Origin of the sequence: Amycolatopsis sp. NPDC001319 (assembly GCF_042896185.1) — a bacterium.
GTDB lineage: Bacteria > Actinomycetota > Actinomycetes > Mycobacteriales > Pseudonocardiaceae > Amycolatopsis.
In genome coordinates, this window is sequence record NZ_JBIAWY010000022.1 from 94,545 (window position 1) to 119,378 (window position 24,834).

The 24,834-nt window shown below is 70.2% G+C and carries 32 protein-coding genes; 5 read left to right on the forward strand and 27 right to left on the reverse strand.

What is annotated here, in order from left to right; translation table 11 throughout:
* Positions 1 to 31: 31 nt before the first annotated feature.
* The 17 genes from ACFY1H_RS46975 to ACFY1H_RS47055 form a co-directional block, all read right to left on the reverse strand.
* On the reverse strand, positions 32 to 709 hold the full coding sequence (locus ACFY1H_RS46975; RefSeq protein ID WP_386956444.1) for a hypothetical protein: 678 nt from the start codon (positions 707 to 709) through the stop codon (positions 32 to 34).
* Complete coding sequence (locus ACFY1H_RS46980; protein ID WP_386956445.1) at positions 706 to 1,167, reverse strand: DUF6011 domain-containing protein; 462 nt, start codon at positions 1,165 to 1,167, stop codon at positions 706 to 708. Before ACFY1H_RS46980 ends, ACFY1H_RS46975 begins: the two co-directional genes overlap by 4 nt.
* Positions 1,164 to 1,538, reverse strand: coding sequence for a hypothetical protein (locus tag ACFY1H_RS46985; RefSeq protein WP_386956446.1), 375 nt, complete (start codon positions 1,536 to 1,538; stop codon positions 1,164 to 1,166). Before ACFY1H_RS46985 ends, ACFY1H_RS46980 begins: the two co-directional genes overlap by 4 nt.
* Positions 1,535 to 1,867, reverse strand: coding sequence for a hypothetical protein (locus ACFY1H_RS46990; protein WP_386956447.1), 333 nt, complete (start codon positions 1,865 to 1,867; stop codon positions 1,535 to 1,537). The genes ACFY1H_RS46985 and ACFY1H_RS46990 overlap by 4 nt, the downstream gene beginning before the upstream one ends.
* On the reverse strand, positions 1,864 to 2,541 hold the full coding sequence (locus ACFY1H_RS46995) for a hypothetical protein (protein ID WP_386956448.1): 678 nt from the start codon (positions 2,539 to 2,541) through the stop codon (positions 1,864 to 1,866). Before ACFY1H_RS46995 ends, ACFY1H_RS46990 begins: the two co-directional genes overlap by 4 nt.
* Positions 2,538 to 3,104 carry a hypothetical protein gene (locus tag ACFY1H_RS47000; protein WP_386956449.1) on the reverse strand — a complete coding sequence of 189 codons (567 nt, stop codon included), beginning with the start codon at positions 3,102 to 3,104 and terminating at the stop codon, positions 2,538 to 2,540. Before ACFY1H_RS47000 ends, ACFY1H_RS46995 begins: the two co-directional genes overlap by 4 nt.
* Positions 3,101 to 3,655 carry a hypothetical protein gene (locus tag ACFY1H_RS47005; protein WP_386956450.1) on the reverse strand — a complete coding sequence of 185 codons (555 nt, stop codon included), beginning with the start codon at positions 3,653 to 3,655 and terminating at the stop codon, positions 3,101 to 3,103. The genes ACFY1H_RS47000 and ACFY1H_RS47005 overlap by 4 nt, the downstream gene beginning before the upstream one ends.
* Positions 3,652 to 3,996, reverse strand: coding sequence for a hypothetical protein (locus ACFY1H_RS47010; protein ID WP_386956451.1), 345 nt, complete (start codon positions 3,994 to 3,996; stop codon positions 3,652 to 3,654). Before ACFY1H_RS47010 ends, ACFY1H_RS47005 begins: the two co-directional genes overlap by 4 nt.
* 14 nt (positions 3,997 to 4,010) lie before the next feature.
* Positions 4,011 to 4,220, reverse strand: coding sequence for a hypothetical protein (locus ACFY1H_RS47015; RefSeq protein WP_386956453.1), 210 nt, complete (start codon positions 4,218 to 4,220; stop codon positions 4,011 to 4,013).
* Complete coding sequence (locus ACFY1H_RS47020) at positions 4,217 to 4,426, reverse strand: hypothetical protein (protein WP_386956454.1); 210 nt, start codon at positions 4,424 to 4,426, stop codon at positions 4,217 to 4,219. Before ACFY1H_RS47020 ends, ACFY1H_RS47015 begins: the two co-directional genes overlap by 4 nt.
* Complete coding sequence (locus ACFY1H_RS47025; protein ID WP_386956455.1) at positions 4,423 to 4,608, reverse strand: hypothetical protein; 186 nt, start codon at positions 4,606 to 4,608, stop codon at positions 4,423 to 4,425. The genes ACFY1H_RS47020 and ACFY1H_RS47025 overlap by 4 nt, the downstream gene beginning before the upstream one ends.
* A gap of 214 nt (positions 4,609 to 4,822) precedes the next feature.
* Positions 4,823 to 5,155, reverse strand: a complete 333-nt coding sequence (locus ACFY1H_RS47030) for a hypothetical protein (protein WP_386956456.1) — start codon at positions 5,153 to 5,155, stop codon at positions 4,823 to 4,825.
* Positions 5,155 to 5,517: a hypothetical protein gene (locus tag ACFY1H_RS47035; RefSeq protein WP_386956457.1), complete on the reverse strand. Its 363-nt coding sequence runs from the start codon at positions 5,515 to 5,517 to the stop codon at positions 5,155 to 5,157. The genes ACFY1H_RS47030 and ACFY1H_RS47035 overlap by 1 nt, the downstream gene beginning before the upstream one ends.
* Entirely contained in the window at positions 5,514 to 5,867 is a 354-nt protein-coding gene (locus ACFY1H_RS47040) for a hypothetical protein (RefSeq protein WP_386956458.1), read from the reverse strand. Before ACFY1H_RS47040 ends, ACFY1H_RS47035 begins: the two co-directional genes overlap by 4 nt.
* A 71-nt stretch (positions 5,868 to 5,938) precedes the next feature.
* Positions 5,939 to 6,649, reverse strand: a complete 711-nt coding sequence (locus ACFY1H_RS47045; protein WP_386956459.1) for a phage antirepressor — start codon at positions 6,647 to 6,649, stop codon at positions 5,939 to 5,941.
* Entirely contained in the window at positions 6,642 to 6,917 is a 276-nt protein-coding gene (locus ACFY1H_RS47050) for a hypothetical protein (RefSeq protein ID WP_386956460.1), read from the reverse strand. Before ACFY1H_RS47050 ends, ACFY1H_RS47045 begins: the two co-directional genes overlap by 8 nt.
* 344 nt (positions 6,918 to 7,261) lie before the next feature.
* Positions 7,262 to 7,492 (reverse strand): helix-turn-helix transcriptional regulator, encoded by a 231-nt coding sequence (locus ACFY1H_RS47055; protein WP_386956461.1) that lies wholly within the window; start codon positions 7,490 to 7,492, stop codon positions 7,262 to 7,264.
* Positions 7,493 to 7,651: 159 nt separating this feature from the next.
* Here ACFY1H_RS47055 and ACFY1H_RS47060 point away from each other — a divergent pair, with 159 nt between their 5' ends.
* A complete protein-coding gene (locus tag ACFY1H_RS47060; protein ID WP_386956462.1) occupies positions 7,652 to 8,116 on the forward strand; it encodes a hypothetical protein in 465 nt (154 codons plus the stop codon).
* Between the two features lie 149 nt (positions 8,117 to 8,265).
* Entirely contained in the window at positions 8,266 to 8,484 is a 219-nt protein-coding gene (locus tag ACFY1H_RS47065) for a hypothetical protein (RefSeq protein ID WP_386956463.1), read from the forward strand.
* A gap of 100 nt (positions 8,485 to 8,584) precedes the next feature.
* Here the strand turns inward: ACFY1H_RS47065 and ACFY1H_RS47070 are convergent, their stop codons facing one another.
* The 5 genes from ACFY1H_RS47070 to ACFY1H_RS47090 all read right to left on the reverse strand — a co-directional run bounded on the left by ACFY1H_RS47070 (position 8,585) and on the right by ACFY1H_RS47090 (position 12,973).
* Entirely contained in the window at positions 8,585 to 9,991 is a 1,407-nt protein-coding gene (locus ACFY1H_RS47070) for a recombinase family protein (RefSeq protein ID WP_386956464.1), read from the reverse strand.
* A gap of 20 nt (positions 9,992 to 10,011) precedes the next feature.
* Positions 10,012 to 10,227 carry a hypothetical protein gene (locus tag ACFY1H_RS47075; RefSeq protein ID WP_386956465.1) on the reverse strand — a complete coding sequence of 72 codons (216 nt, stop codon included), beginning with the start codon at positions 10,225 to 10,227 and terminating at the stop codon, positions 10,012 to 10,014.
* Between the two features lie 152 nt (positions 10,228 to 10,379).
* Complete coding sequence (gene sthA / locus ACFY1H_RS47080; RefSeq protein ID WP_386956466.1) at positions 10,380 to 11,792, reverse strand: Si-specific NAD(P)(+) transhydrogenase; 1,413 nt, start codon at positions 11,790 to 11,792, stop codon at positions 10,380 to 10,382.
* A gap of 157 nt (positions 11,793 to 11,949) precedes the next feature.
* A complete protein-coding gene (locus ACFY1H_RS47085) occupies positions 11,950 to 12,138 on the reverse strand; it encodes a DUF397 domain-containing protein (RefSeq protein WP_386956467.1) in 189 nt (62 codons plus the stop codon).
* Positions 12,128 to 12,973 (reverse strand): Scr1 family TA system antitoxin-like transcriptional regulator, encoded by an 846-nt coding sequence (locus ACFY1H_RS47090; RefSeq protein ID WP_386956468.1) that lies wholly within the window; start codon positions 12,971 to 12,973, stop codon positions 12,128 to 12,130. The genes ACFY1H_RS47085 and ACFY1H_RS47090 overlap by 11 nt, the downstream gene beginning before the upstream one ends.
* 142 nt (positions 12,974 to 13,115) lie before the next feature.
* Between ACFY1H_RS47090 and ACFY1H_RS47095 the strand changes: the two genes are divergently transcribed.
* Positions 13,116 to 13,400 (forward strand): zinc finger protein, encoded by a 285-nt coding sequence (locus ACFY1H_RS47095; RefSeq protein ID WP_366583205.1) that lies wholly within the window; start codon positions 13,116 to 13,118, stop codon positions 13,398 to 13,400.
* Between the two features lie 3 nt (positions 13,401 to 13,403).
* The gene (locus ACFY1H_RS47100) at positions 13,404 to 13,712 is read left to right on the forward strand and encodes a hypothetical protein (protein ID WP_366583204.1); all 309 of its coding nucleotides are present in this window, start codon (positions 13,404 to 13,406) and stop codon (positions 13,710 to 13,712) included.
* 10 nt (positions 13,713 to 13,722) lie between these two features.
* On the opposite strand, the gene ACFY1H_RS47105 is transcribed toward ACFY1H_RS47100, so the two are convergent.
* Positions 13,723 to 16,734, reverse strand: coding sequence for an ATP-binding protein (locus ACFY1H_RS47105; RefSeq protein WP_386956469.1), 3,012 nt, complete (start codon positions 16,732 to 16,734; stop codon positions 13,723 to 13,725).
* Between the two features lie 272 nt (positions 16,735 to 17,006).
* On the opposite strand from ACFY1H_RS47105, the gene ACFY1H_RS47110 reads away from it, so the two are divergent.
* Positions 17,007 to 18,401, forward strand: a complete 1,395-nt coding sequence (locus ACFY1H_RS47110) for an FAD-binding oxidoreductase (protein ID WP_366583202.1) — start codon at positions 17,007 to 17,009, stop codon at positions 18,399 to 18,401.
* A gap of 58 nt (positions 18,402 to 18,459) precedes the next feature.
* On the opposite strand, the gene ACFY1H_RS47115 is transcribed toward ACFY1H_RS47110, so the two are convergent.
* The 4 genes from ACFY1H_RS47115 to ACFY1H_RS47130 are packed head-to-tail and all read right to left on the reverse strand — an operon-like array spanning position 18,460 to position 24,309.
* Positions 18,460 to 19,773: a glutamine synthetase gene (locus tag ACFY1H_RS47115; RefSeq protein WP_386956472.1), complete on the reverse strand. Its 1,314-nt coding sequence runs from the start codon at positions 19,771 to 19,773 to the stop codon at positions 18,460 to 18,462.
* Positions 19,770 to 21,563: an IucA/IucC family protein gene (locus tag ACFY1H_RS47120; protein ID WP_366583201.1), complete on the reverse strand. Its 1,794-nt coding sequence runs from the start codon at positions 21,561 to 21,563 to the stop codon at positions 19,770 to 19,772. Before ACFY1H_RS47120 ends, ACFY1H_RS47115 begins: the two co-directional genes overlap by 4 nt.
* Positions 21,560 to 22,867 carry a lysine N(6)-hydroxylase/L-ornithine N(5)-oxygenase family protein gene (locus tag ACFY1H_RS47125; RefSeq protein ID WP_386956470.1) on the reverse strand — a complete coding sequence of 436 codons (1,308 nt, stop codon included), beginning with the start codon at positions 22,865 to 22,867 and terminating at the stop codon, positions 21,560 to 21,562. The genes ACFY1H_RS47120 and ACFY1H_RS47125 overlap by 4 nt, the downstream gene beginning before the upstream one ends.
* Entirely contained in the window at positions 22,864 to 24,309 is a 1,446-nt protein-coding gene (locus tag ACFY1H_RS47130; protein ID WP_386956471.1) for a pyridoxal phosphate-dependent decarboxylase family protein, read from the reverse strand. The genes ACFY1H_RS47125 and ACFY1H_RS47130 overlap by 4 nt, the downstream gene beginning before the upstream one ends.
* Between the last annotated feature and the right edge of the window lie 525 nt (positions 24,310 to 24,834).

The following is a 24,834-nucleotide window of genomic DNA, read 5'->3' on the forward strand; positions in this document are numbered from 1 at the left end:
GCCGGTGCCCCTCGGACCGGCCCCAGCAGGATCAGGCGGCCTTCTGCTTCTCGCGCTGGCCCGGCGGGACGAACAGCGGCGAATCGGTCACCACGTCGTCGCCGAGGCGCATCGGCATGATCAGCGCGCGGTAGCGGTCGCCGACGAACACACCAGCCGGCTTCGCCTTGCCGTGCGCCTCGAATCGGATGGCCTCCCGGCGACGCTTCGCCACAGCCACGATCGCCTCGAGGTTCGGCCCGCTGACGGCGATCCGCTCCTGCGACTGCGCCTTCTCCAGCGACGCGAACAACTTCGAGTACTCGATGAAGCCGCCGTTGCCGAGGTCGTAGTGCTCCAAGGTCGCCGACGCGCCGCGAGCGGAGAAAACCACGTCACCGACGTCGTTACTGCTGATCTCCAGCAGCGTCGAGTCCTTCGGCAGCGCCTTCAGCACGGCCAGCAGCCGCTTCACCTCGGCCACCCTGACGAACACCTCGCCGAGTGGCGTGCCGGTGGCGTCAATGTGGGCGTGCGCCAGCTTGAATCGATCGGTGGCGGTGGCCACGAGCACCGGGTGGCCCTCGTGCTCGTCGCCGTGAAGCAAGACACCGTTGATCATGGGGAGGCACGGATCGGTGTCCGCGCAGCGCAAGACGTCGGTGAGCAGCCCGTGGCACTGGGCCACGTCGACGGTGCACGTCGCAGGAACGGTGGTCTTCTTCGTCATCGGGGCTGTCCTTCCTGGACGGTGGGGGTGAGGTGCTCGTAGGCGGCCTGATACGCCGCGATCGTGGGGCGCATCGAGTCGGAGATCTGCTGCACGCGCGCGAGGACGGCGTCAAAGTCCCGTTCGACGAGCTCGTCGTAGTCGCCCCAGTCGATCCGCCCGAACTCGACAGCGAGATCGAGCTGGCGGGTGAGAGCGTGCCGGGCGACCTGGTCGATCGCGGCCTTTCGGGTTTCGGCGTCCACGAGGGTCTCCAGGGGTAGAGGGATCTGGTTGGGGTCGACCGGGTGCGGGTCGTCGTGAAGCCAGCCGAGTCCGTGCACGCGCACGACGACTCGGGGCAGGCGCGGCGGCGGCTCGCCGAACTTGCGGCGGTAGCAGACCGGCCCGTACCCGCGGCCGCGGCTCTGTGTGCCCTTCAGCGGCCGGCTGCAGGAGCCGCACACGGTGGCGGTCACGACGCCCCGGCGGGGAGCCCGACGACGTTGTGCCGCACGTACTGCTCCACCTCGGCCACCAACACCGAGCCGTGGAGGCCGGCGCGCCGCATGCGTTCGCTGTCGCTCGTCACGTACACGTGCAGCAGGTGCCCAGACATCATGTGGCCGGCGGCGTGGAGGATCCCGAACGTGCGGGCGTAGCTCGCCGACGCGGTGATCAGCACACCGTCCAGGCGGCGCGCCCACTCGACGAACAGGCCGACGTCGTGGTCCGGCAGGGTCAGGTTCGCCATGGTCGCGGACACGTCGAACTGCTTGAGCTGGTCACCGATCCGCCAGCGCTTCGCGTGCTCGACGACGTGCTGCAGCATGTCGAGGTTCGTGTTCATGCCGCCTCGCCTTTCAGGTGGTAGTCGCCGGCGTCGTCGAGCACGACGGATCCCCATTGCCAGTGCAGGAACGGGATCTCGTCGGGGGCACGCAGGTCCCATGTGCGGATCAGCCAGCCGTGGTCGTAGTACTCGGTGCGGGTGTTGGTGACGCGGCCGTGGCATCCGGTGGTGCCGTCGCCGCACAGGTGGACGATGTTCGACGGGGTCCACTTCCCGAAGCGGCGCGTGAGCCGGTGGTGCATCGTGGCGGCGCGCGCGGTACCGCAGATCTCGCAGACACCGTCCGAGCGCTGGGCCACGATGTCGCGGCAGTCCTTCTCGTTCACGCCGGCCTCTGGATGTGCTCGAGGTACTCGGCGAGCACCGCGGGCGAGGCCTGCCCGATCTCTTTGCCGTGGGACCACTCGTAGAAGTCGGCGGCGACCTGGTCGACCGACTTGCTGGCGCGCTTGCCGACGGTGGCGATCGCCTTTCGGAGCTCGGTTGCGCGCTGCTCGGGGGTGAGCGGCGCGGCCGGCTTCTCCTCGCGCTGCTCGGGCGCCGCCTCGGGGGCTTCCTTCTTCCACAGATCCAGCGCCACGCCGAAGCGCATGGCGGCGTTGCGGATCGCGTCGCCGATGGCTTCCTTGACCGCGTTCCCGCCGCGCTTGCCGGGGGCGTCACCGAACCCGATCATCGTTTTGCCGCCGATGGTCAGCTTGATCCACAGGCCGTACCCGTCGTCGAGGAACGGCAGACCGTTGCTGCTGTAGGACAGCGGCTCCCACGACCAGTCCGGGTCGACGTCGAGCAGACGTTCGGTGACGTGCGCGTGGCCCACGTAGTCCAGGTGGATGTGCTGGGTCGAGATGTAGGCCTTGCAGACCCGGCACGTCTTCCTCTGGTGCTTGTTGCACTGCCGGTCCTTGGCGGAGCAGTCACCACAGTTGACCTTCGGGAGCTTCCCGATCGCGTCACCCTGGAACGGGGCGCGCAGCTTCGCCAACGTCTCCGAGTTCACGCCTCACCCCCGGCGATTTCTCTGGGGGCCAGCGACTCCAGCGACAGACTGCCGTCACGGAACAGCTGGATCACGTGGCCGAGCGCGTCGTCGTCCGGCCGGCACGACACCACGCCGTCCGGGTGCTCGACCTCGATGCCGGGCACATCGGCCTCGCCGCCCGGCCCGGTCGGCACGCCGAGCCGCGCGGAGTTGGTGAGCGTCAGCTTCAGCACGGCGTCCGCCGACTGGACCGGGCGCAGCAGCTCGGGCGCGTGCTCGAACAGCACGTCCACGATTTCCTTCGCCGAGCCTGCGATCTCGTAGCCGCGAGTCATCTTCTCCGGGTAGGTCTCGGCCGCCCACCGCTCGAACGCGGCCTTGTCGACCACCTTCGCCTTCGCGTCGGGGTCGGACTTCGACACCGCCGCCAGCTTCACGCCGTCGGCGCGCACGATCCGCCGGTCGCCCTTCGTGAGGTGGCCATCCATCTCGGCGCGCGCGATGTCGTAGCAGGTCTTCGTGTAGTCCGAGACCACCTTGAGCGCCGCGACGCGCAGGCCGGCTTCGTCGAGCTCGCTCACAGCGCACCACCAGCGATCAGCGGCAGCACGGTGCCACGGAACCATTCGTCCGCGCCGGTCGACTCGTGCGCACCCACGAGCTCGGCGAGACCGTCGTACCCGTCGAACCACTCGCCGGTGTACTCGTTCTGCCACTTCCACGGGAGGCCCTTGGCGTCGAGCCACTTCCCCAACTGCGCGACCAGACGCGCGTGCAGCTGCGAGCACGACTCACCGTCCGGACCCCGATAGCCGTAGGCGGTGTCGAACGTGACCTCCATCGCCGCCCAGCCGTTCTTGGTGGGCGTCCGCGCGATGTACTCGACTTCGTCCTCGTCGCTGGGGTCGTCCGGGGTTTCGACCATCGGGCCGTCCGCGCCGTAGTAGATCCACAGCCACGCAGGCAGTCCGATGCCGCACGGGTTGAAGATCTGCTTGACGCCCTTGCGCCACGAGGAGTGCTCCTCCGAGAACGGAGTCCCTTCAGGCGTGTTCAGGAGCTCACGGCAGAAGTCGAAGACCTGCCGAACCGGGTAGGGCTTGCCGATCGCGATGCTCGTGTTCAGCGTCACGCGGTCACCGCCGTGTTGTCCTCGTCGACCGGGAAGAGGCGGTCGAGCAGCGCGCCGGTGTCGAGGTCGGAGTCGATGCGCCTGAAGTTCTTCGCGTCGCTGGCGATGGCCTTCAGCGGCGTCAAGCCACGTTCGTCCTTCGGGGCTTTCCAGTCGTAGTCGAATTGGAACTCGACCTCGCGATCACCGAGCTTCATTCCTTCGAGCTCAAGGTCGTCTGCCCAGCCATCGTTCGGGCGGAGGTCGCCCTGCTCGAACCCTTCACGAACCTCCGTGTAGGCCTGCCTCGCACTGTCGGCCTCGACATCGAACTGCAGGTGCCGGGTGTACTGCAGCGTCACGGTGAACTTCTCGCTCACAGGGTTCCTCCAGGGTTGTCGGTGCCCGCCAACATCGGCGGGTGGGTGAACAGGAACGGCACGGTCGGGGCATCGCCCGGGTCCTGGCGGCGATGCCGGCCGGGTCGGGCCGGGAACGCGCCGCGCGGCCACTGCGCCCGCACCGGGAACGGCGAAGGCGGAACATCCGCCGCCGTCGGCCACACGGCCTCTTCGTCGGTGGTCATCGCACGCCCTCCCGCGCCCACTCGGCGATCTGCTCGCTCGTCGGCTCCATCCAGAACGCGGTGCCATGCGGGCACACGAAGGGATCCGTCGTGTACGGGTTCACGATGACCGGCGGCGCGGTCGTGACCGTCACCTCGGTGTGTCGTTTGGCCATCTCGTCGATGAGGACCTGACGGCAGTCCTCGTGGTTCAGGGGCTCGCTCACCTGGTTGCCTCCGTGCAGTTGCCGTACTGCGGGCGGCAGACGGTCATGGTGGGATCCGGGTTGGGGGCCGTGTTGGACACGGCGTAGAGGGCACCGAACGCGATCGCGAGGATGGAAACGATCACGGCGAGCGCGCCGAGGACGACGAGGAGCACGTCCTTCTGCTTGTCCGAGAGGGCCATCACGGAACCTCCCGCGCAGTCACGCGCTCGATCCACGCACGGTCCTCGTCAGTGACGGTGTCCGCCTTGAAGTCCAGGTCGTGGCAGCAGCACCCGCAGAGGTACGTGTCGTAGCAGCCAGAGAAGCCGCTGCAGTTCCGGTGGTAGCCGCCGCCGCACGTCTGCGGGTTGACGTGGTGTCCGTGCGTACTGGGATGTCCGGGGCGCGCCGCCATCACGCCACCTCCCAGCGGGGGAAGGGCACGCTGTCGATGTCCTTGAGCCAAGCGGTGAACATCGCGTCGAGCTTGTCGGCCGGCGTCTGCGGTGCGCGGGCCGGTTCCGGCGGCCCGGAGGGCAGCACACCGTCGGCGCACCCCGCGAGTGCGGAAAGCGCTGTCACGACGAACAGACCGAGGAAACCGATCCGCTCACCCAGGCGCTGCAGCTTCGACTTCCGCCCGTCCTTCGCCGGCTTCGGCTTCGGCGCGGGCTTCGGCCCCACCTCTTCCTCGACAACTCGGTCGACCCACTTCGACGTGTCCCGCAACTTCCGGATGATGCCCATCAGATCCACCTCTCGAAGTGCGCCCATCGGCCGTCGCGGTCGCAGTGCTCAACCTCGATCGGCCGGTCATCGACGGATTCACGCTCGGCGCGGTCCAGCAGTCCGCGCGGCCCCCAGATGCAGCAGAAGCAGGCCGACACCAACTCGTCGAGCACGCCCTCCGCCGGGTTCTCCCCCGGGTGCGGGTACACGTGCCAACGCACGGTGTGCCCTTCGTGCTGGCACCAACGGCACTGCTCCGGCTGCTGCGCCGCCAACGACGCGGCCGCCCACTCGGCGCGCCCCGCCACGGTCTCCACCAACGGCAGCAGCACCGGGTCACCACCGAGCACCACATGCTCGCGCTCCACCACGGCGGTCACAGCTGCACTCCGAGGGCGCGCGCGAACTCGGTGGCGACGAGCTTCCGGTTCGTGGAGCCCAGCGACGACATGCCCAGCTCGTCACCGGCGAGGAACAGCGCGAACCGCAACACCGCCATCTCGCCCGACGAGCCGTACACCTTGCCGTCGTCGATCGCGTTCTCCAGCTGCCACCACGAGATGTAGGTGGCGTTGTCGAACTCGTCCTCGTGCACACACGCCTCGACGAACAGGCTGTTCCCCAGCCAGTGCCCCTGTTCGGCGAGCACGTTCACTGCGGCGCGTACCGGTGCGTCCTGGGTCGCCGCCCAACGCTGCAATCGGGTAGCGATACCCTTGGTGTCGATCATTGAGGGTCCTTTCCTCAGTGGTCATGGCCCGTTCCGCGTTCCCGCGCGGGGCGGGCCCCTTTGTTGATTGGTCAGGCGATCGGCGCGGGAAGCTTCAGCAGCTTCCGGATCCAGTCCAGGCCGGACGGACGCACGAACGTCGTGTACTTCACGTGCGCCTTCTCGCCGTCGTCGTAGGTACTCGTCGCGACGCGGAAGTGCTTCACGTACTGCTGGAGCGGGGTGTTGTGCCGCTTCCCGCCGGCGATCAGGACGTGCTCATCACGCAGACGCGCGAACAGGGTGTTCTGACCGAGGCCGAGGATCTGCGCCGCGACCGCCATCGGGTAGTCGCCCTCAGCGGACATCAGCTCGTCGAACGCCTCGGCCTTCGGGCCGGCGATCTCCAGGCGCTCCAGCGCGGCCACGTACTTCTGGGCCATCTCCAGCTCGCTCATCGGACGTTGCCCGGTATCCACGGCCCCGGTCTCGCGTAGCTGACGGAGGATCGCCTTCACCTGTGCCTTGAGCGTCTTCGCGGACGGCAGCGTCGAGCGGAAGATCAGCTCCCAGATCCCGTCTTCGAGGATCACGCCCACGCGCTGCACACCGCCAGGGGTCACGACGTCGGCGTAACCCCTCTCCGACAGCTCCAGCTGGTCGGTGGCGTTCTGCGTCTTCGCGTAGCCAAGAGCCTTCGCGAACTTGCTGGCGATGACGTACGGCGTGCCGTCCTCCATCAGCCCGAAGTGCGACAGGTCCAGGCCTTCGCCTGCAGCGGTGAAGATGTCGAGCTCAGACACTGGGACTCCCCTGCGGTGTTCGATGTGGACAGACTGGTCTGGAGAAGAAGCCGAGACCGGCGTCCTCGTACGCGCAGGCGGCGTAGCGAACCGGCGCGGCCGGCCGGTTCCCGCGGAGGGCCCAGCGCACCTGCGCGGCCACCGTCTCCGGGTCTATGTCGGTGGCGTTGATGACGAGGCGGATCTGCGGTCCGGCCTCACGGTCGTCACGCGGACCGGCTTCGCGGTCGTCACGGCCGAGCAGGCGGTTGATCAGTCGAGCGAGCATGGGGTACCTCCGGGAGAAGTGGTGGTGGAGTTCAGGCGGCGCGGCCTACGGGGAAGAGGAGCGCGAGGAGCGCGGCTTCCTGGGTTGGCGTCAGCGGCGGTGCGGCATCCGCGATTCGGTGGGATGCCTCGACGTCGCGCGGGTCCATCAGGGCAGCCAACTCGGCGAGGGTCGGGCCTCTACGTGGCGAGCTCGCCGCGGCCGCCGCACTGGATGCAGGTCTGCTCGCCCTGCCGCGGGTCGCGCGGGTTGATGGGTACGGTGCCCCGGCCGCCGCACCTGCCGCAGTCGTAGCGACGGGGCGGCTTCGGGCCGGGCTTGCCAGGGCCGGCGAGGTTCCGCATTCACGCCGCCCGGTCATCGGGAACCACCAGCAGCTGTTCCGGCTTGGCCTTGAGGACACGGCACAGGGCTTTGAAGTTCGGTGCGTCCGGCTGGAAACGGCCGGCTTCCCAGTGGGCGACCGCAGATCGGTCCACGTGGAGCTTCTGGGCAAGTCGCTCCTGGGTAAGCCCGGCCATCTCGCGGGCGACCTTCAGCTTGGCGCCGTCTACGAGGAGAGTTGAGGATCTCACGGGACTCACATTAACTCGCATAACCTCACTTGTCCACGCGAAAAGCGAGCGCTAAGCGACTACTTGCTAGTAGATAAGAGTCCTGTAACGCCGAGAGCTGCAAGAACGACGTCTCATCACAGCTAGACAACTCACGTTTACTCACGTCATCATGGCGATGTGAGCAAACGTGGCTATGACCGTGGAACCGCAGGCTGGTGGATGGACGACCGCCGCGGCGAACTCGGCATGACCTGGGACGAAGTAGCCGAGCACGCTGGGATATCCGTCGGGAACCTCTACCGGATCGCCGGCGACCCAGAGGCCGCGCGACGGATGCGCGCCACGACCAAGAAGGGCCTCGAGCGCGCTCTCCAGTGGAAGCGCGGCAGTATCGACAGCATTGCATCAGGTGGCGAACCGACAGCCCTCCCCGACGAGCGAGCCAGTGAGATCCTCCCCGACCCGCCGCACGAGTGGTCAGCTGAGGAGCGCGCCAAGATCCTCGCCATGACCTTCGAGGACATCATCGACTTTGGGCGGATGCTCCGTCGCACCTCTGGTGACCATGCCGCGCTGCTGTGGCTCAAGGAAGCCACCCGGCTGAAGACAGAGCAGGGTTCATTAGACTCCGAGCGGACCTGAGTCAAGCTCGTGACGCATCTGCAACGCATTCCGTCACTCTGAAAGAGCAACTTTCCGCGATCTTTTTAACGCTTTGCACTTCCTGGGCGAAAATACCCATGCGAATGGCCGAACGTAGGTCAGTCGATCAAGGGAAGGAGCACATCAAAATGATGACGCAGCGAACGGGAAACCCGTACATCCCGGCAGCTGATGTACAAGCCGTAGCGTTGTTCTACGCGGCGGCAGGACTGACGTTGATCTGTGCGGGGCTAGCGATCGCCTCAGCGGCGGCGGGATCTAATGCTTCCGCCGGACGACGCCGTTGCCGCCATGCGGAGATGGACCGCAGCATCAACGACATCGAACAGATGCTGTCGGAGCGCTGACTCCAGTGCGCCAGGGTAGGCCGCTTCCCCCGGCCGGACCTTCGCCGTAAAACTGCGGGGGGGGGGCGTCATCAGCGCTTTTCCCCTAGGCCTCGAAACGCTATGGCAGATTCGTGAAATCGATTCGCATTGTCTCGGAGATCGGCGCCCATCGGCCCCGCGTATTCGGCAACACCGTTACCGTGCACATACGCTCGAGCGTTCCCCGCTGCACCGAAAGATCAGCGTCGAGAAATGCCTGCCCCGGGTCCTCCGCAGATACGATCTCCGCCAGCTGGTCGCCGCGACCGACCGCTGCGAGCTGGGTGTCGATTTCTGCGAGCCGCGCCTCCAGCCGCTGCGTCGCCACACGAACCTGAGCCGCAGTCAGATCACCCTCGGCATAGTCAACGCCGAGCTGTACGAGCCGAGCCCTTACACCTGCTGCCTCCGTGCGGAGGGCGGGAACGTCGACGCCGGGGTGTTTCTGGCCAAGCAGCCGCACCACGTCGATCTTCCCGAGCCGGGCGGCGACGGTATGGAGCACGTAGTGGTCGATCTTCTCAGCCGACCGGTTGTTGTGCATCCCCGTCCGGCACCGGTAACCGCGCTCGCCCTTCCACCGGCGGCTCGACGCCATGTCCGACTCGTTGCACAGCCCGCACAGGTACAGGCCACCGCCGAGCCACTTGCGCGCCGACCCCGGCGAGGTGCGTCGCGCGGGATCGTCGAGCAACGACTTCGCCGCCAGCCATGTCTCCTCGGACACGATCGCCGGCCAGTTCCCCAACCCGACGCGTTCCCCATGCAGGTACCGCACACCGGCGTTGCGAGGGTTCAGCAGCATCGCCCGCACCTCGGAGCGGGTCCACAGGTTGCCGCGGGTGGTACGGTGCCCCGCCTCGTTAAGCTCGTCCGCCATCCGCCCAGGAGACTTCCCCGCGAACAGCCCTTCGTAGCAACCGCGGACCGCGTCCGCCTCGGCGGCGACCTGCTCCGCCGGTGGTTGGTACCGCTCGCCGTCACGCCGGTGCCAGCGCGCGTGCCCGAACGCGCCGCGCGACGGCGGCGCACCCTGCTGCGCGGCCTGGACGGCTGCGTCCTTCTGACGGCGCCCCTTGCGCTCGACCTCACCGCGCGCGACCGACGCGAGGATCCGGCCTACGAGCCGGCCCATGTCCGTCGAGAGGTCGATGTCGCCGGCGACGGTCATGATCCGCACGCCGTGCTTTTCGCACAGCGCGATCAGGTGCTCCATCTCGACGAGCGAGCGCAGCAGCCGGTCCGGGTGGTAGGCGACGATCGCGTCCAGCTGGCCGGCTTCGACGAGGGAGAGCAACCGCTCGTATCCCTCGCGTGTTTTGCCCGTGCTGGCCGAGACGTCGTTGTCGATGATCGGGTCCAGGCACGGCCCGAGATCGCGGGACTCGGCGAGCTTCCGCGCGAGCTCTACTTGCCGTTCGACGGCGAGGCCCTTGCCGGTGTTGTCCCTGGACTGGCGCGCGTAGATCGCGGTTCTCGGGGTCACGCACTACATGGTAGCCAACGTCAGTACGTGCACGCGTGGGAACACCCGCGGTACGGGTTCACGGTCCACCGGAACGGCACCTGCGACCCGTCGGGCACCCGGTTCAGCACCGACTTGGCGTGCACCTCGTGAAAGGTGACGCCGTCGAACTCCGGTGACCGCACGGACCGCAGCAACCCGTCCAGACCAGGCAGGATCGGCTCGCCTTCCCCCGCTCGTTGTCGTTCCCATCGCACCCGCCCAGTCGAACACATGTTCTATCGGGTGTCAAACAGGTGTTCGAACGGTCACTCCGATGACGCGGCCGACCGATGTGGCCAGGCGAATCGGCCCCGGCAGCACAGCGCCGCCGGAGTGAGCCCCGGCGGCGCGTGTCCAGCGAAGAGCCTCAGATCGGGAACCGGTCCAGAGCCCGGATCTTGTTCGTCGCGTCCAGGGCCGCGACCTTGTACGCCTCCGAGAGGGTCGGGTAGTTGAACACCGCGTCCACCAGGTAGTCGACGGTGCCGCCGCAGCCCATGACGGCCTGGCCGATGTGGACGAGGTCCGTGGCGCCCGTGCCGAAGACGTGGACGCCCAGCAGTTTGCGGTCCACTGTGGACACCAAGAGCTTCAGCATGCCGTAGCTGTCGCCCGTGATCTGGCCGCGCGCGAGCTCGCGGTAGCGGGAGATGCCGACTTCGTACGGCACCGCGGAGGACGTCAGCTGGGCCTCGGTGGCGCCGACGTAGCAGATCTCCGGGATCGTGTAGATGCCGATGGGCTGCAGGGCGCCGAGGCCGTTCGCGGGTTCGCCGAACGCGTGGTACGCGGCGAGCCGGCCCTGGTCCATCGAGGTGGCGGCGAGCGCGGGGAAGCCGATGACGTCGCCGACGGCGTAGATGTGCTCCACCTCGGTGCGGTAGTGCTCGTCGACCGCCAGGCGGCCACGTTCGTCGGCCAGGAGGCCGGCGTTCTCCAGGGCGAGCTCGTGGGTCATGCCCTGACGGCCGGCGGAGTACATGACGCCGTCGGCCGGGATGCGCTTGCCGCTGACGAGCGTGGTCACGGTGGTCTCGTCGGAGACCGCGACGTTCGCCACCTTCTCCCCGAACCGGAACGTGACCCCGAGGTCGCGCAGCTGGAACTTCAGCGACTCCACGATCTCCGGGTCGCAGAAGTCGAGCATCTGGTCGCGCTGCTCCACCACCGTCACGCGCGAGCCGAGCGCGGCGAACATCGACGCGTACTCGATCCCGATCACCCCGGCCCCCACCACGACGAGCGACGACGGGATCGCCTCCAGCCGCAGGATCTCGTCCGAGTCGAGCACCCGCGCGGCGTCGAAGTCCACGTGCGCCGGGCGCGCGGGCCGCGTGCCGGTGGCGATCACGATGTGGTCGCCCGACACCGTGCGCCGGTCACCGACGTGCCGCCCCTCGACCAGCACCGTGTGCGGATCGGCGAACGACCCCGTGCCCGGCACGAGGTCGATGTGGTTGCGCAGCAACTGGGCCCGGACCACCTGGACCTCGCGCCCCACCACGTGCTGGGTGCGCGCCATGAGGTCGGCGATGGTGATGTCCTGCTTCACGCGGTAGCTGGCGCCGTAGAGCTCGCGCTGGTTCATCCCCGTCAGGTAGAGGACCGCCTCGCGCAGCGTCTTGGACGGGATCGTGCCCGTGTTGACGCACACGCCGCCCACCATGTCGTGGCGATCGACGACCGCCACCTTCTTCCCCAGCTTCGCGGCCGCGATGGCGGCCTTCTGCCCACCCGGGCCCGAGCCGATGACGATCAGGTCGTAGTCACGTTCGCTCACGGTGTGAGCCTGCGCACTCACCCCCCGCGCCGCAAGCCCTGGCCCGCCCCCGCCACGCCACCTTAACGCCGTGTTCGCCTGCGGCGCCGGAGCCGAGCGCCGGAAACAGCGGTGCCCCAGCATCGTCGGGAAGCTGGGGCACCACTGCCGGTGACATCTAGCGGACGGACTTCAGGAACCCGCGCCAACCGGCGGGCGAGAGCGCGAAGTGGCCCCCTTCGGGATCCTTGGAGTCCCGGACAGCCACCTCATCCAGCGGACCCGCCGCAGGGAACCCGACCTCCACGCATTCCTGCTGCGGGTTCCCCGAGAACGACGACTTCCGCCAGTGGAAGTCACTTGTCATCTCTTTTCTCCACCTCCTCGATCAACTCGCCGATCAGCCTGAGCGAATCGTCAGGACTCATCGCCTCACGGCGGAGCTGTTCCGCCGCTTCCTTGTACCCGCGGATGTACTGCTCCGCAGTCAATGTGGAACTACTCGCGTACTGCTCCAGGTAAACCACATCGGCGCCCGGTTCGGCACCCTCGATCAACACGAACCCGCCGTCGCGAAGCGGCGTGTACAGCGCGGCCATCGGAACGATCTGGATCGTGATCTGGGGCAACTGCGCGACTTCGACCAGGAACCGCAGCTGCTCGGTCCACGCCGCGTCGTCGCTCTCGGGGTAGCGCAGCGCATACTCGCCGATGACGAAGGTGGCTTCGACCTTCGATGCGAGCACCTTCTCCCGCCGGCCCATGCGAAAGTCCGCGCCGGACTTGATGTCCTCCTCGGCAGCACCCGTTGCGCGCATCAAAGTTTCCGCGTAGGTGCGAGCTTGAAGCAAGCCCGGAATCCGCTGCGCCTGGGCGGTGAAGATCTGAGATGCCGCCGCTTCGTACTCGCTCAGGACGGCGAGCTGCCGGTTGACCCCGGTGACCCAGTTGGGGTCGGCGGCTTCCAGCCGAATCTGCAGCAGCGCCTCGAGAGCCTCGCCTTCGATGCCGAGGTGCACGCAGATCGCGCCGGTCTCGGCTTCCGACGGGATGAGCAAACCCTGGAAGTAGCGCGACACGTGAGAGCCGTTGCGCCGGATCAGAGTTCCGAGCTGCCGGGTCGAATACCCCTTCGCCCGAGCGGCATTGCGCAGGATCGAACCGAACTCCCGCGATCGCGGCGTGGGCATGTTGCTGGCCATGCAGCAGATCTTAGCGGCTGAGAGTAGTCGGTTATTCACCCGATTGCGGCCCGCGCGGGGGTTGCGCAACCGATGCATGCATCGCATCCTTGCTTTGCTGCATGCAGCGGGTGCGGGCAGCTGATCAGCCGGGGAGGGCTTCATGTACGTGTGGCAACAAGCATCGGGACGGCGGCACGCCAGGCAGGCCGTGCATCGCGGGGTGCTGGATCTCGGCGCGACGTTCACGACGCTGTGCGGCTACCGGCTGGAGGTCGGCGAGGCGGACGTGCACACGCCGGACAAGCCGTGGCTCGATCCGACGTGCGGCGGGTGCGACTACAAGATCCGCAAGGCGCTCGGCATCCCGCCGGCCCCGCGCGGCGACGCGGACCCGCTGGTGCTGGAGGACTATGAGGACCGTCAGCGGCCGAAGGTGAAGTGCTGAGCCATGACCGTTCGCGCCCAGACCCCTGCCGCCACGTCGGGTGGCGGCAGGGCCTCCACGTCCCGGGACACTGGCACGCGTCCGGGGCTGCCGGCCGGTGACCGTCGCGCGCTGCAGGAGCTGGTCGACGCGGCCGACGCGGTGACGTGGGGGCTGTCGCTGAAGATGTCCGGGATCGTGTGGCGGCTCAGGGAAACCACGGTGCCGACGGTCCTGGAGCTCGAACTCGTGCTGGAGCGAGCGGCGCGGCTGCACGACGCGCTCGAGAGGTGCCGGGCGTTCGTCGTCGAGCGGGCCGGCGAACGCCCCTGAACGCTGCGGCTCAATACCGGTCGAGGTCGCGTTCGCAGCGCAGCCGCAGCGTCGTACTCCCCTGCGCGGCCGCCAGCTCCACCGCCGACTTCAGGCGGATCCGGCCTTGTTCGCGCCCGTCGTAGGCGGAGCGCAGGCGCAACACCTCGGGGAGCCACCAGAGGTCGTCGCGGGCCTGGCCGACGACGAGGGCGGCGTCGAGGGCGGCCCGGGCCGGGCCGGGGCGGTCGTGGCGGGCCAGCAGGTCGGCCTGCAGCGCGAGCCAGTAGGGCATGCGGGCGAGCGAGCCCTCGGCCTTGAGGTTGGCGACGCCGCGGCGGATGTCGGCGAGGCCGTCGGCGTCGCCGCGGACCCAGCCGCCCAGGACGAGGCCCCACTCGCGGTAGTAGGCGAAGCCGTAACGGCCGCAGAGCTCGCGCAGCTCGGCCGAGACCTGCTTCACGTCGCCGAGGTCGCCGCGCATCTGGTGGGTGATGCCGGCGTACGCGAGGGCCACGGCGAGGCTGTACGGGTGCGTCTTCGTGCGCGCCAGGCTGACAGCTTCACGGCAGCTGCGGAGCGCTTCGTCCTCGTGCCCCAGCAGCCAGTGCGCGTGCGCGGCCCAGGCCGGGCTGTGCACCTCGGGGCGCGTGCCGATGGGCAGCGAGGGCGCGCCGCGCGTGAGGCGGGCGGCGAGGTCGAAGTGGCGCAGCGCCTCCCCGGGCCGGCCGAGGCTCACCGACGAGCCGGCGAACGCGAAGTGCGCGGAGCCGTTGAGCTCGTCTTTGGTGCGGTCGTCGTCGACGAGTTCGAGGGCGCGTTTCGCCGCTTCGTGCGCGCGGGCGGTGCGGCCTTGCACGAACCTCGACGTCCACAGCCCCACCAAAGCGACGAGCGTGGAATCCTGCTGCCCCAGGCGTTCCGCGAGCACGATCGAGCGTTCGAGGGCGCGTTGGAGGTCGGGGGACGCGTAGCCGAGCCGGGCATTGAGGGGTCCGGAAAGGGCTTCGAGCACCTCCAGCTCACGGCGGTCGGTCTCCGGCCCGGCGGGGGCGCCGGCGAGCAACGACAGGGCTTCGCGCAGCAGCCGGATCGCTTCACCGTGGGCGAAGGTGCCGGACGCGAGCTCGGCGGCCCGGCGGTAGAACTCCACGGCCCGGTCCGGCCGGCCGCCACGGGCGTACTGCTCGGCCAGCTGCGCGGAGACGGAACCGGTGTCGCCGGGGTGCAGCAGTTCGAGACTCTGAGCGAGCCGGCGGTGCAGCAGCCAGCGCCGCGCGCGGGTCACCTGCCGGTAGGCGGCGTCGCGGAGCAGGTCGTGGGAGAAGTCGTAGCCGTCGCGGAACTCGCGCAGGATCCGCAGCCGCCACAGCTCGTCGACGGCGCGCACCACGGCTTCGGCGTCGAGGTCGCTGGCCTCGGTGAGCAGGTCGAGCGAGAAATCCCGGCCGACGGCGGCCGCCAGACCCGCGATCTCGCGGGCGTCGGGAGTCGGTTGCCGCAGGCGTTCGGTGAGCACGGCGTCGAGATCTCCGGGCGGGCCGCCGGAGCGCAGCGCCTCCACCACCGACAGCGGGAAGCCGCCGGTCGCGGCGTGCAGGAGGGTGAGCTCGTCGCCCGAAGGCAGGAGACCGGAGACGGACTCGGCCAGCCGCGCGGTGTCGTCGAGGTCCAGTGGGCTGAGATCCACTTCGGACAGCCGGCCGGTGGCGCGCAGGCGTTCCGTCCAGCCGGCGAGGGTGCCGTCGCCGGGATCCGACCGCTGAGTGGCGGCGAGCAGCAGCGGTGCGCGGGGTTCGAGGCCGAGGCAGAAGAGCAGGAACGCCAGGGTTTCCTGATCGCACCACTGCGCGTTGTCGAGCACGAGCAACGTCGGCCGGCCGGCGCCGGTGAGGGCGCGGGCGAGCCCTTCGAAGAAGCGGTGCCGCTGCCACGCGTCGGCCACCGCGCGCACCACGGGCGCCGGTCCGCCTTCCTTGCCGCTGTCCTTGCCGGCCGGCACGAGCCGGTCCACTTCGGCGCGCCAGACGGGCGCGAGTGTCGCCAACGACGGCTGCAGCACGGGGTTGCGCAGCCAGTCCGCCACCGGCGCCAGCGCGAGCCGGCCCGACGTCCCGAAGCACTGCGTCCCCGCCACCACCGCACCCTGGCTGCGCGCGAGCCGGGCCAGCTCGACCACCAGCCGGGTCTTGCCGACACCGGCGTCGCCCCGCACGAGCGCCACCGACGGCTGGCCGCGCGCGGCTTGCTGCCACCGTTCCCGCAGCCGCGTGAACTCGCGGGTGCGGCCGACGAGCCGGGATTCGCGGCTGGGCACGGCGTCGGCCAGCAGCCGCCGCAACGCCGCTTGCGTGGCGCGGTCGGGCGCCACGCCCAGCTCGCGTTCGAGCACCGCCGCGCACTGGTGGTAGGTGCTCACGGCCCCAGCGCGGTCGCCGAGGTCGGCCTGCAGCTCCATGAGCGTGCGGTAGCCCAGCTCTTCCAGCGGCCGCAGGCGGATCCGGCGGCGGGCGGTTTCCGCGGCGCCCGCGAGGTCGCCCAGGCGGCACTGGGCGTCGCCGAGCAGGTCGCACAGGGCCACACATTGCTGTTCGAGCTCGTTGCGGGGTTCGAAGAGCCATTCGTCGGCCAGGCCGGGCATCAGCTCGCCGCGGTACTCGGCCAGCGCGGCGCCGGCGTGGGCGCGGACTTCCTCGTCTTCGCCGGCGGCCAGGGCCGCGCGGCGTTCGGCGTCGAACACGCGCACGTCGACGCGGCAACGGGGAGTGTCCTGCCAGGACAGATCGGTCGCGGTCGCGAGCAGCGCCGAGTCCGCGCCGAGGACCTGGCGCAGGTGGTGCAGCTCGCGGCGCAGGTTCGTGCGGGCCTGCGCGTCGGAGGAATCGGGCCAGAACAGCGACGCGATCCGCTGCCTCGGCTGCGGCAGCCCCGCGTGCGTCACGAGGTAGCCGACGAGCGCGATCGCCCGCGGCGACCGGGTCACCGCCGGCCCGGTCGCACCGTGGGTGACCGACTGCTCGCCCAGCAGCGACACGTAGAGCATCCCGGGGTGCCTCCTGTCCAGGCACGGTAGTCGGGCCGTGGGCGCACAGGACGGCTCCGCCGCCGGGCCGGCTCGCGGGCGCGCGATGAGCGCCGTGGAGAAGTTCTTGCACTAGGCCAAAAAGATCGCCGGGAACGCCTGCGTTCCCGGCAAAAAACTCGTCACCGAACGGACCCCTCGGCGCACCCGAACGCTGCGCGAACGCCCCGTCCCTAGCTTCGGTGGGGCAGGCAGCCCGACCGGGAGGCCGTTCCACATCAGGGAGAAATCGCATGACCACCATCACCGCACCGTTCCCCGAGCTGGCACTGGCGCTGAGGGGCGAGCTCGTGACGCGCGGCGACGACGGCTACGACCAGGCGCGCGCCGTCTACAACGGGATGATCGACAAGCACCCGGCCGCCATCGCCCGGTGTGCGGACACCGCGGACGTCGTCACGTGTGTGAATTTCGCGCGGGAGAACCGGATCGACCTCGCCGTGCGCGGCGGCGGGCACAACGCCGGCGGGCTGGGCATCGCCGACGACGCGTTGGTGGTCGACCTTTCGGCGATGCGCAGCACGACCGTGGACCCCGAGACGCACACCGTGCGCGTCGACGCCGGGTGCACCTGGGGCGACGTCGACCACGCGACCGTGGGCTTCGGCATGGCCACGCCGTCGGGGATCATCTCCTCCACCGGCGTCGGCGGGCTGACCCTCGGCGGCGGGATCGGCTACCTGGCCCGGCGCTTCGGGCTGACGGTCGACAACCTGCTCTCCGCGGACGTCGTCCTCGCCGACGGCAGTTTCGTGCACGCCAGCGAGAAGTCGAACCCGGACCTGTTCTGGGCCCTGCGCGGGGGCGGCGGGAACTTCGGCGTGGTCACGTCGTTCACCTTCCGCTGCCACGACATCGGCGACCACGGCACGATCATCGGCGGCCCGGTGCTCTACGCACTGGAGGACACCGAAGACGTGCTGCGCTGGTACCGCGAGCTGCTGCCTTCGCTGCCCGAAGAGCTCAGCGGCTGGTTCGGGCTGATCACCATCCCGCCGGCACCGCCGTTCCCGGAGGAGCTGTGGAACCGCAAGGCGTGCGCCATCGTCTGGTGCTACACCGGTGACCACGCGAGGGCCGACGAGGTCTTCGAGCCGGTGCGCTCGTTCGGGTCACCGCTGGTGGTGGGTCTGCAGCCGATGCCGTTCACGGCGCTGCAGAGCGCGTTCGACGGGCTCTACCCGCCGGGTCTGCAGTGGTACTGGCGCGCCGACGTCACCACGGAGATCTCCGACGACGCGATTGCCATCCACCGCCGCTTCGGCGAGATGCTGCCGACGATGCACTCCAGCATGCACATGTACCCGATCGACGGTGCCGCCGCCCGGGTCGCCGCCGACGCCACGGCGTTCCCCTACCGCGACGGTGGCTGGTCCGGTGTGATCGTGGGCGTGGACCCCTCGCCCGACAACCGGGAGAAGATCACCCGCTGGACGAAGGACTACTGGACCGAGCTGCACCCGACCTCGGCCGGCGGCGCCTACGTGAACTTCATGATGGAGGAGGGTGACGACCGCGTGCGGGCCGCCTACCGCGACAACTACGCGCGGCTGGCGCAGGTCAAGAACCGGTACGACCCGCAGAACCTGTTCCACATCAACCAGAACATCCGGCCGTCCGGTTCGTGAGCGGCCCGGCCGGGTGGCTGCGGCGCAGCGGTCGGGGCCGCACCGCAGCACACCGCGGTCAGGAACGGAGGGAGCCACGACGGCGCTGGAAGTCGGTGACGGCGTCCAGCCCGGCGTGGAGTTCCTGACGCAGCAAGGCGAGCTGCTGGGTGGAGACGTCCTCCCCCAGCAGCTCGCTCGTCCGGCCCCTTTCCAGCTCCGCCAGCGCTTCCCACGGCGTCGGGGCGAGCTCGCCGACGACCGTGCCCGGGTCCGGGGGTGTCAGACCGTCGGCCACGCCCGCGCAGCCGGCCGCCACCAGGGCGGCCACGACGAGGTGCGGCTGGGCGTCGGCGCCGGCGAAACGGAACTCCAGCCGGGGCGACGCTGAGGTGCCGCAGAGCCGGACGGCGGCGGTGCGATCGTCCGGGCCCCAGCGCAGCACGCGCGGGGAGAACGACGCCGTGCGCAGGCGGACGTAGCTGTTCCACGTCGGCGCCCACACGGCGGTGAGCGCCCGCGCGTCGCGCAGCACGCCCGCGAGGAAGGCGCTGAGGCCAAAGGGAAAACCCGCGGGACCGTCCGGAGTGGACAGTGACAGGTGGACGTGGCACGAGTTGCCCTGGCCGGTCTCCGGCGCGGCGAGGTAGTCGGCGCTCGCGCCGTGCCGGCTCGCGACGCGGCGGGTGAGCAGCTGGAGCAGCAGGGCGTCGTCGCACGCGGTGAGCGCGTCGCGGTGGCGCAGCACCACTTCGTACTGGCCGGGGTGGCATTCGGCCCGGGCGGACTCCACGCCCAGGGCCGAGGCGGCCGAGCGCAGGTCGGCCAGGAGCGGGGCCAGGCGTTCGGTGCCGCCGACCGCGTAGTCGACGCCGTGGCCGGTCAGCGGGGCGCCGGAGCCGTCGCGGAACACGACCTCGTGCTCGATCCCGATGGACGGCACCAGACCGAACTCCTCGAGCGCGGCCAGCTGCGTCCGCAGCACCGTGCGCGGCGCGAGGCCCGCCGGCTCACCCGAGGGCAGCTCGGCGTCGCACACCACGGCCCAGGTGCGCTCCCCCAGTGGCACGGCCGTCGCGGCGTCCGCGCGCATGCGCAGGTCGCCGAAGCCGCCGAGGTAGGCGCTCAGGGAACCGGCGTCCGGCAACGGTTCCCGCTCCGGCGTCCAGGCGAAGACGTAGCTGCACACGCCGTAGCCGTCGTCGAGCACCGACGCGGCGAACGGCGCCTCCACCTCCACCGCGGCGAACCGCGCGTGCGGGTCGGGCACGAGCAGCACCAGGCGCGTGCCCTCCTCGGCGAGCACGTGCCGCAGCACGGCCGCCGCGGCGGAGCCCGCCTCCGCGCGCACGGTGAGCGAGCGCGCGCCGGCGGGCCGGTCGAACGGCGTCACCACGCGCCGTCCGGGTCGGGCGCGTGCAAGGGGTTCGGCACCCGGCCCCAGCGGACGTCGAACTCGTCGTCGCGCTCCACCTTGTCGAAGCCCTGCCCGGCGAAGTGCTCGCGGTTGAGCGTGACGCGCTCCACGTCGGGCGCGAACAGCCGGCACGCGTCGAAGCGCTCGGCGACGTCGGGGTTCTCGTCGCGGTAGCGGCCGACGACCTCGCGCACCAGGGCCCAGAAGTCGCCGCGGGCCAGGCCGAGGTCGTCGAGCAGCACCTCGGCCCAGAACCGCAGCTGGCCGGAGAACACTGAACTGAACAGCGACTGCGCGAGCAGGTGGGCGGGCCAGCGCAGCATGTCGGCGTCGGCCTCGGGCGGGAGGTCGGCGTAACAAGGCAGTTCCTCGTCCATCAGGTCCACGCCCTGCGCGAAGTCCTTGATGGCCACGCGCACGGGCCGGCTGTCGGCGTCGACGACGAGGATGAGGTTCTGGCCGTGGGGGCAGAACCCGACGCCGTAACGCAGCAGCCACTGCAGCAGCGGCGTGAGCAGCAGGTCGAACAGCCACGACAGCCACACCTCGGCGCCGTCGCCGGCCTGCGTGATGAGCCGCGTGAGCACGGCTTCGCCCGAAGCGTCGCGGTAAGGCAAGGCGGCGAAGGAGATCGCGCGTTCGCCCTCGGCCAGCGTCGCGACGAGCGGCTCGCGCCACAGCGCGCCGAGGGTTTCGTGGAAGCGGTAGGGCAGCTCTTCGAGCGCGCCGAACAACGGGTGACGCACGGACACGCTCGCCACCTCGCCCAGCAGCGCGAAGCGGTACTTCTCCGACAGCAGCGGGTCGGCCGCGTCGACGCGGCGCAGCCACTCGGTGACCGACGGCCCGGCCAGCGTCGCCGCGGAGTTCAGACCGCGGTAGACCAGCGTGTTGCGCACGGAGACGGCGGTTTTCACGTCGTGGCGATCGGGGCGGCTGCGGTTGGCGAGCGTGCGCACCGTCTGGTGGGGCCGGTAGGCGTCGGCGCTCTCCCCCAGCTCGATCATCCGGCCGGTCGCGAGTTCGGCGGAGTACAGCGTGCCGAGGATCTCGTCGGCCTGCCACGGGTGCACGGGCACCCACACGTAGTCGGCCGGGTCGCCGACGACGGCGACGCGCGCGGTGAACTCCTCGCGCTGGGCGTCGTCCAGCTCCTGATGGAGCAGGGTTTCGGCGTCGAGCTCCGCGACGGAACGGAACTGCGCCAGGTCGCGGTGCACGGCATACCAGCGCAGGCGGACGTCCTCGCCCGCCTCCGGCGCGTAGCGGGCGCGGTCCGGAGCCGAGAAGCCGACGCGGCCCTTGTTCAGCACGAGCCGCGGGTGGCCGGTGAGGTGGCCGTCGGCGAGGTTGTAGTCCATCGTGGACAGTTCGGCGGCGGTCGGGGCGCGGCGCAGGCGGGCGGCCTCGTTGGTGACGGTGGCGGTGAGCTCCGCCAGCACGTCGGCCAGGCGCAACCCGGTGAGGCCCAGCGTTTCCCGGGCGTCGACGACCAGGGTGCGCGGGTCGTCGGCCTGAGTCTCGGCTCCGTCGGCGAGCCGGACGGCGCTGCCCGGCAGGACGGTCCACGACTCGAACGCGCCGCGGCGGGCCTCGAAGCGGTACGAGACGCCGCCGGGGAGGTCGAGCAACCAGGTGCGGTGGCCGTCGCGGGTCGGTTCGCCGGGGTTCGGGCGCAGCATCGCCTCGTAGGACAGCTCGCCGAGCATCTTGTGCGTGACGAGCGAGCCCGCGGCCCGCCAGGCGGCGGCGTCGGTCAGGGTCACTGCTCCTCCGTGGGTTCTGATCCGGTGTTCAGGCCGAACGTGGTGAAGGCGGTGCGCTCGGGCAGGTCGTAGACCGGCTTGCCGCACACCGCGTTGAGGATCGCCGCGGCACGCCAGGCGCCGAGGCCGAGGTCGGGTGCGCCGGGGCCGTGGGTGTGGCGCTCGGCGTTCTGCACGAACACCGAACCGGTGACGCCGTCGCCCAGCTCCAGCCGGTGGTCCGCGCCCACGACGAGCCGGCCGTGGCCGTCGCGGCGCACGGCCAGCTCCCGCAGCAAGGGCGCGGTCGGCGTTTCGGCGTAACCGGTCGCGGAGACCACGGCGTGCGTGCGGTGCGTGGCGGTGCTCCCCTGCTCGGCGTGCCGCAGGCCCAGCTCGATCCCGCCGTCGCCGGCCGTGGCCGAGACGACCTCGACGCCGGGCGTGAGCGCCGCGCCGGGCCAGCCGCCGCCGATGCTGCGACGGTAGAGCGCGTCGTGGATCGCGGCGATGGTCTCCGTGTCGATCCCCTTGTACAGCTGCCACTGCGACGGCAGCAGCCGGTCGCGTACCGCCTCGGGCAGGCCGTGGAAGTAGGTCGTGTAGTCCGGGGTGAACTGCTCCAGGCCCAGCTTCGAGTACTCCATCGGCGCGAACGCGGGTGTGCGGGCGAGCCAGCGCAGACCGTCCACAGTGGAGCGTGAGCACAGGAGGTCGAGGAACACCTCGGCCCCCGACTGCCCGGAACCGACCACGGTCACCGTCTCCGCGGCCAGCAGCTCGGCGCGGTGGGTGAGGTAGTCGGCCGAGTGCAGGGCGAGCACGCCCGGGGCCGCGACGAGGTCGCGTAGCGGTTCGGGCACACTCGGCCGCGTGCCGACGCCGAGCACCACCGACGACGCCAGGACCGGTTCGGTGCCCGGCACGGTCAGCTCGAACGCCTCCTCCGCGGCCGCCCAGCGCAGGCCCGTGACCTCGTGGCCGAAGCGGCACGCCGGCAGACGGGCGGCGGCCCAGCGGCCGTAGTCGTCGTACTCCGCGCGCGGCAGGTGGAAGCGCTCGGCGAAGTAGAACGGCAGCAGGCGGCCGCGTTCGCGCAGGTAGTTGAGGAACGAGTGCCGGCTCGTCGGATCGACTAGCGACACCAGGTCGGCGAGGAACGGGACCTGCAGCGTCGCGCCGTCGACCAGGAGCCCGGGGTGCCAGCGGAACTCCGGGCGCGCGTCGAAGAGCACCACGTCGAGCTGGTCGAGCGGGTCGGCCAGCGCGGCGAGCGACAGGTTGAACGGCCCGATCCCCACGCCCGCGAGGTCGAAGCGCCTCACGAGGCGACCGGGCTCTGCGGTGCGGTCACGCTGCGCTCGGCTTCTGCTGTGGCGACGACCCGGTCGAGCAGCTCCACGTAGTCCGCGGCCGTGGCGTGCGGGTGCAGCAGGGTGAGCTTGAGCCACAGCTGCGGGGCGCCGTCGGGGCCGGTCGGCAGGGCGCCGCGGCCGATCACGGCGGTGCCGGCTTCCAGCAGCGTGCGGCGGACGCGGGCGACGAGGTCGTCGTCGGCGCCGCGCGGGCGGAAGACGACGGTGGACAGCTCCGGTTTGCCCCAGGACTGCAGGGCGGGGTGGCGTTCCACCAGCTCGTTGACCTCGGTCGCGGTGGAGCAGCAGCGTTCGACGAGGGCGCCGAGGCCTTCGGTGCCGAGCGCGCGGACGGTGACGGCCATGCGGAAGGCGTCGGGACGGCGGGAGGTCCGGATGGAGCGGCCGAGGAGGTCGGGGAGGCCGGCTTCGGTGTCGTCGTCGGCGTTGAGGTACTCGGCGCGGACGGTCAGCGCGGAGAGGTCGGCGGCGTTTCGCGCGGCGAAGAGGCCGGCGGCGACGGGTTGCCAGCCGAACTTGTGCATGTCGAGGGCGACGGAGTCGGCGAGTTCGAGGCCGGCGACGCGGGGGGCCAGGGTTTCGCTGCAGAGGAGCAGGCCGCCGTAGGCCGCGTCGACGTGGAGGCGGGCGCCGGAGAGGTGGCAGATGCGGGCGATCTCCTCGAGGGGATCGATTCGGCCGGTGTTGGTGGTGCCGGCGGTGGCGATGACCACTGCCTCTGCGCCCAGTGGCTTGAGGGCTTCGGCCAGGGCTTCGGGGATCATGCGGTCGTCTTGGCAGGGGACGACGACCGGGGCCGGGAGGCCGAGGAGCCAGGCCGCGCGGGAGACGCTGTGGTGGGAGTTGGAGCCGCAGACCGGGTGGACGGTTCCTGGCGTGGTTTCCCGGGCCAGGAGGAGGCCGAGGAGGTTGGATTCGGTGCCGCCGGAGGTGACCACGGCGTCGGCGGTGGGGGTGGCCGGGAAGCAGAGGTGGGCGATGCCGCTGAGGAACTCTGCTTCGAGTTCGCTGGCCATGGGGGCTTGGTCCCAGGAGTCCATGGAGGGGTTCATCGCCGCGGCCACCACGTCGGCGGCGACGGAGACGGCCAGCGGGGGGCAGTGGAGGTGGGCGGCGCAAGCCGGGTCTGCTGGGTCGGCTGTGCCTTCTGCGAGGAGGGTCGCGTAGTGGTGGAGGGCTTGTTCGGCGCCGATCCCGGTTTTGGGGAGGTGCTGGGTGCCGCCGGCTGCGGCGAGGGAGGCGGCTACGGAAGCGGGGCCGCCGGACGGGATGGGGCCGTTGCGTTCGGTGATGCCTGCGGCCATGCCCCGGAGGGCGACGGGGATGAGGTCGGTGAGGTGTGTTGCACCGTCGCGGCCGCCGGCCAGCCAGGTCGCTGAATCTCCACCCATGGAGCCGCCTTTCTTAGGGTAACCTTGCCTACCCTATGCAACTGTACGGATACCCACCGCTAGAGGACGGAGGGGGTCCTCTGTGTTCAGGATGGTGGGGTGGGTGGGGTTGTTGCGTCGGCCGTTCGGGGGGCTCGGCGCGCGGAGCGCACCATTGCGGCCGGGATGGTGGGGGTGGGCACCCCGATTTTTGATTGTCACGACGGTGGAGATCGGTTTGTCAACGGCGGGAAAGCGTGCCTTGACAAACCGATCTCCACCGTGTTGGGGAAAAGAATCGGGGCCGGGAGGGGGAAGGGTGCAGGGAGGGGTCGGTGGATCGTGGGTTGTGTTGCCGGGTGGGTGATGGGTGGAGGCAAGCGCACGCGACGGTGGGTGGATGGCGAGGTGCGTTGGCGGGTGGGGGTTGGGTGGGGCCAAAGCGCCCCAATGAGGTTTTCTCAGTAGGGCGAGGTGGGGGTGCGTGTTGCCGTGAGGTGAGGCGTGGGGCCGCTGGTAGGACTGGATTTGCGAAGATCGAATCCT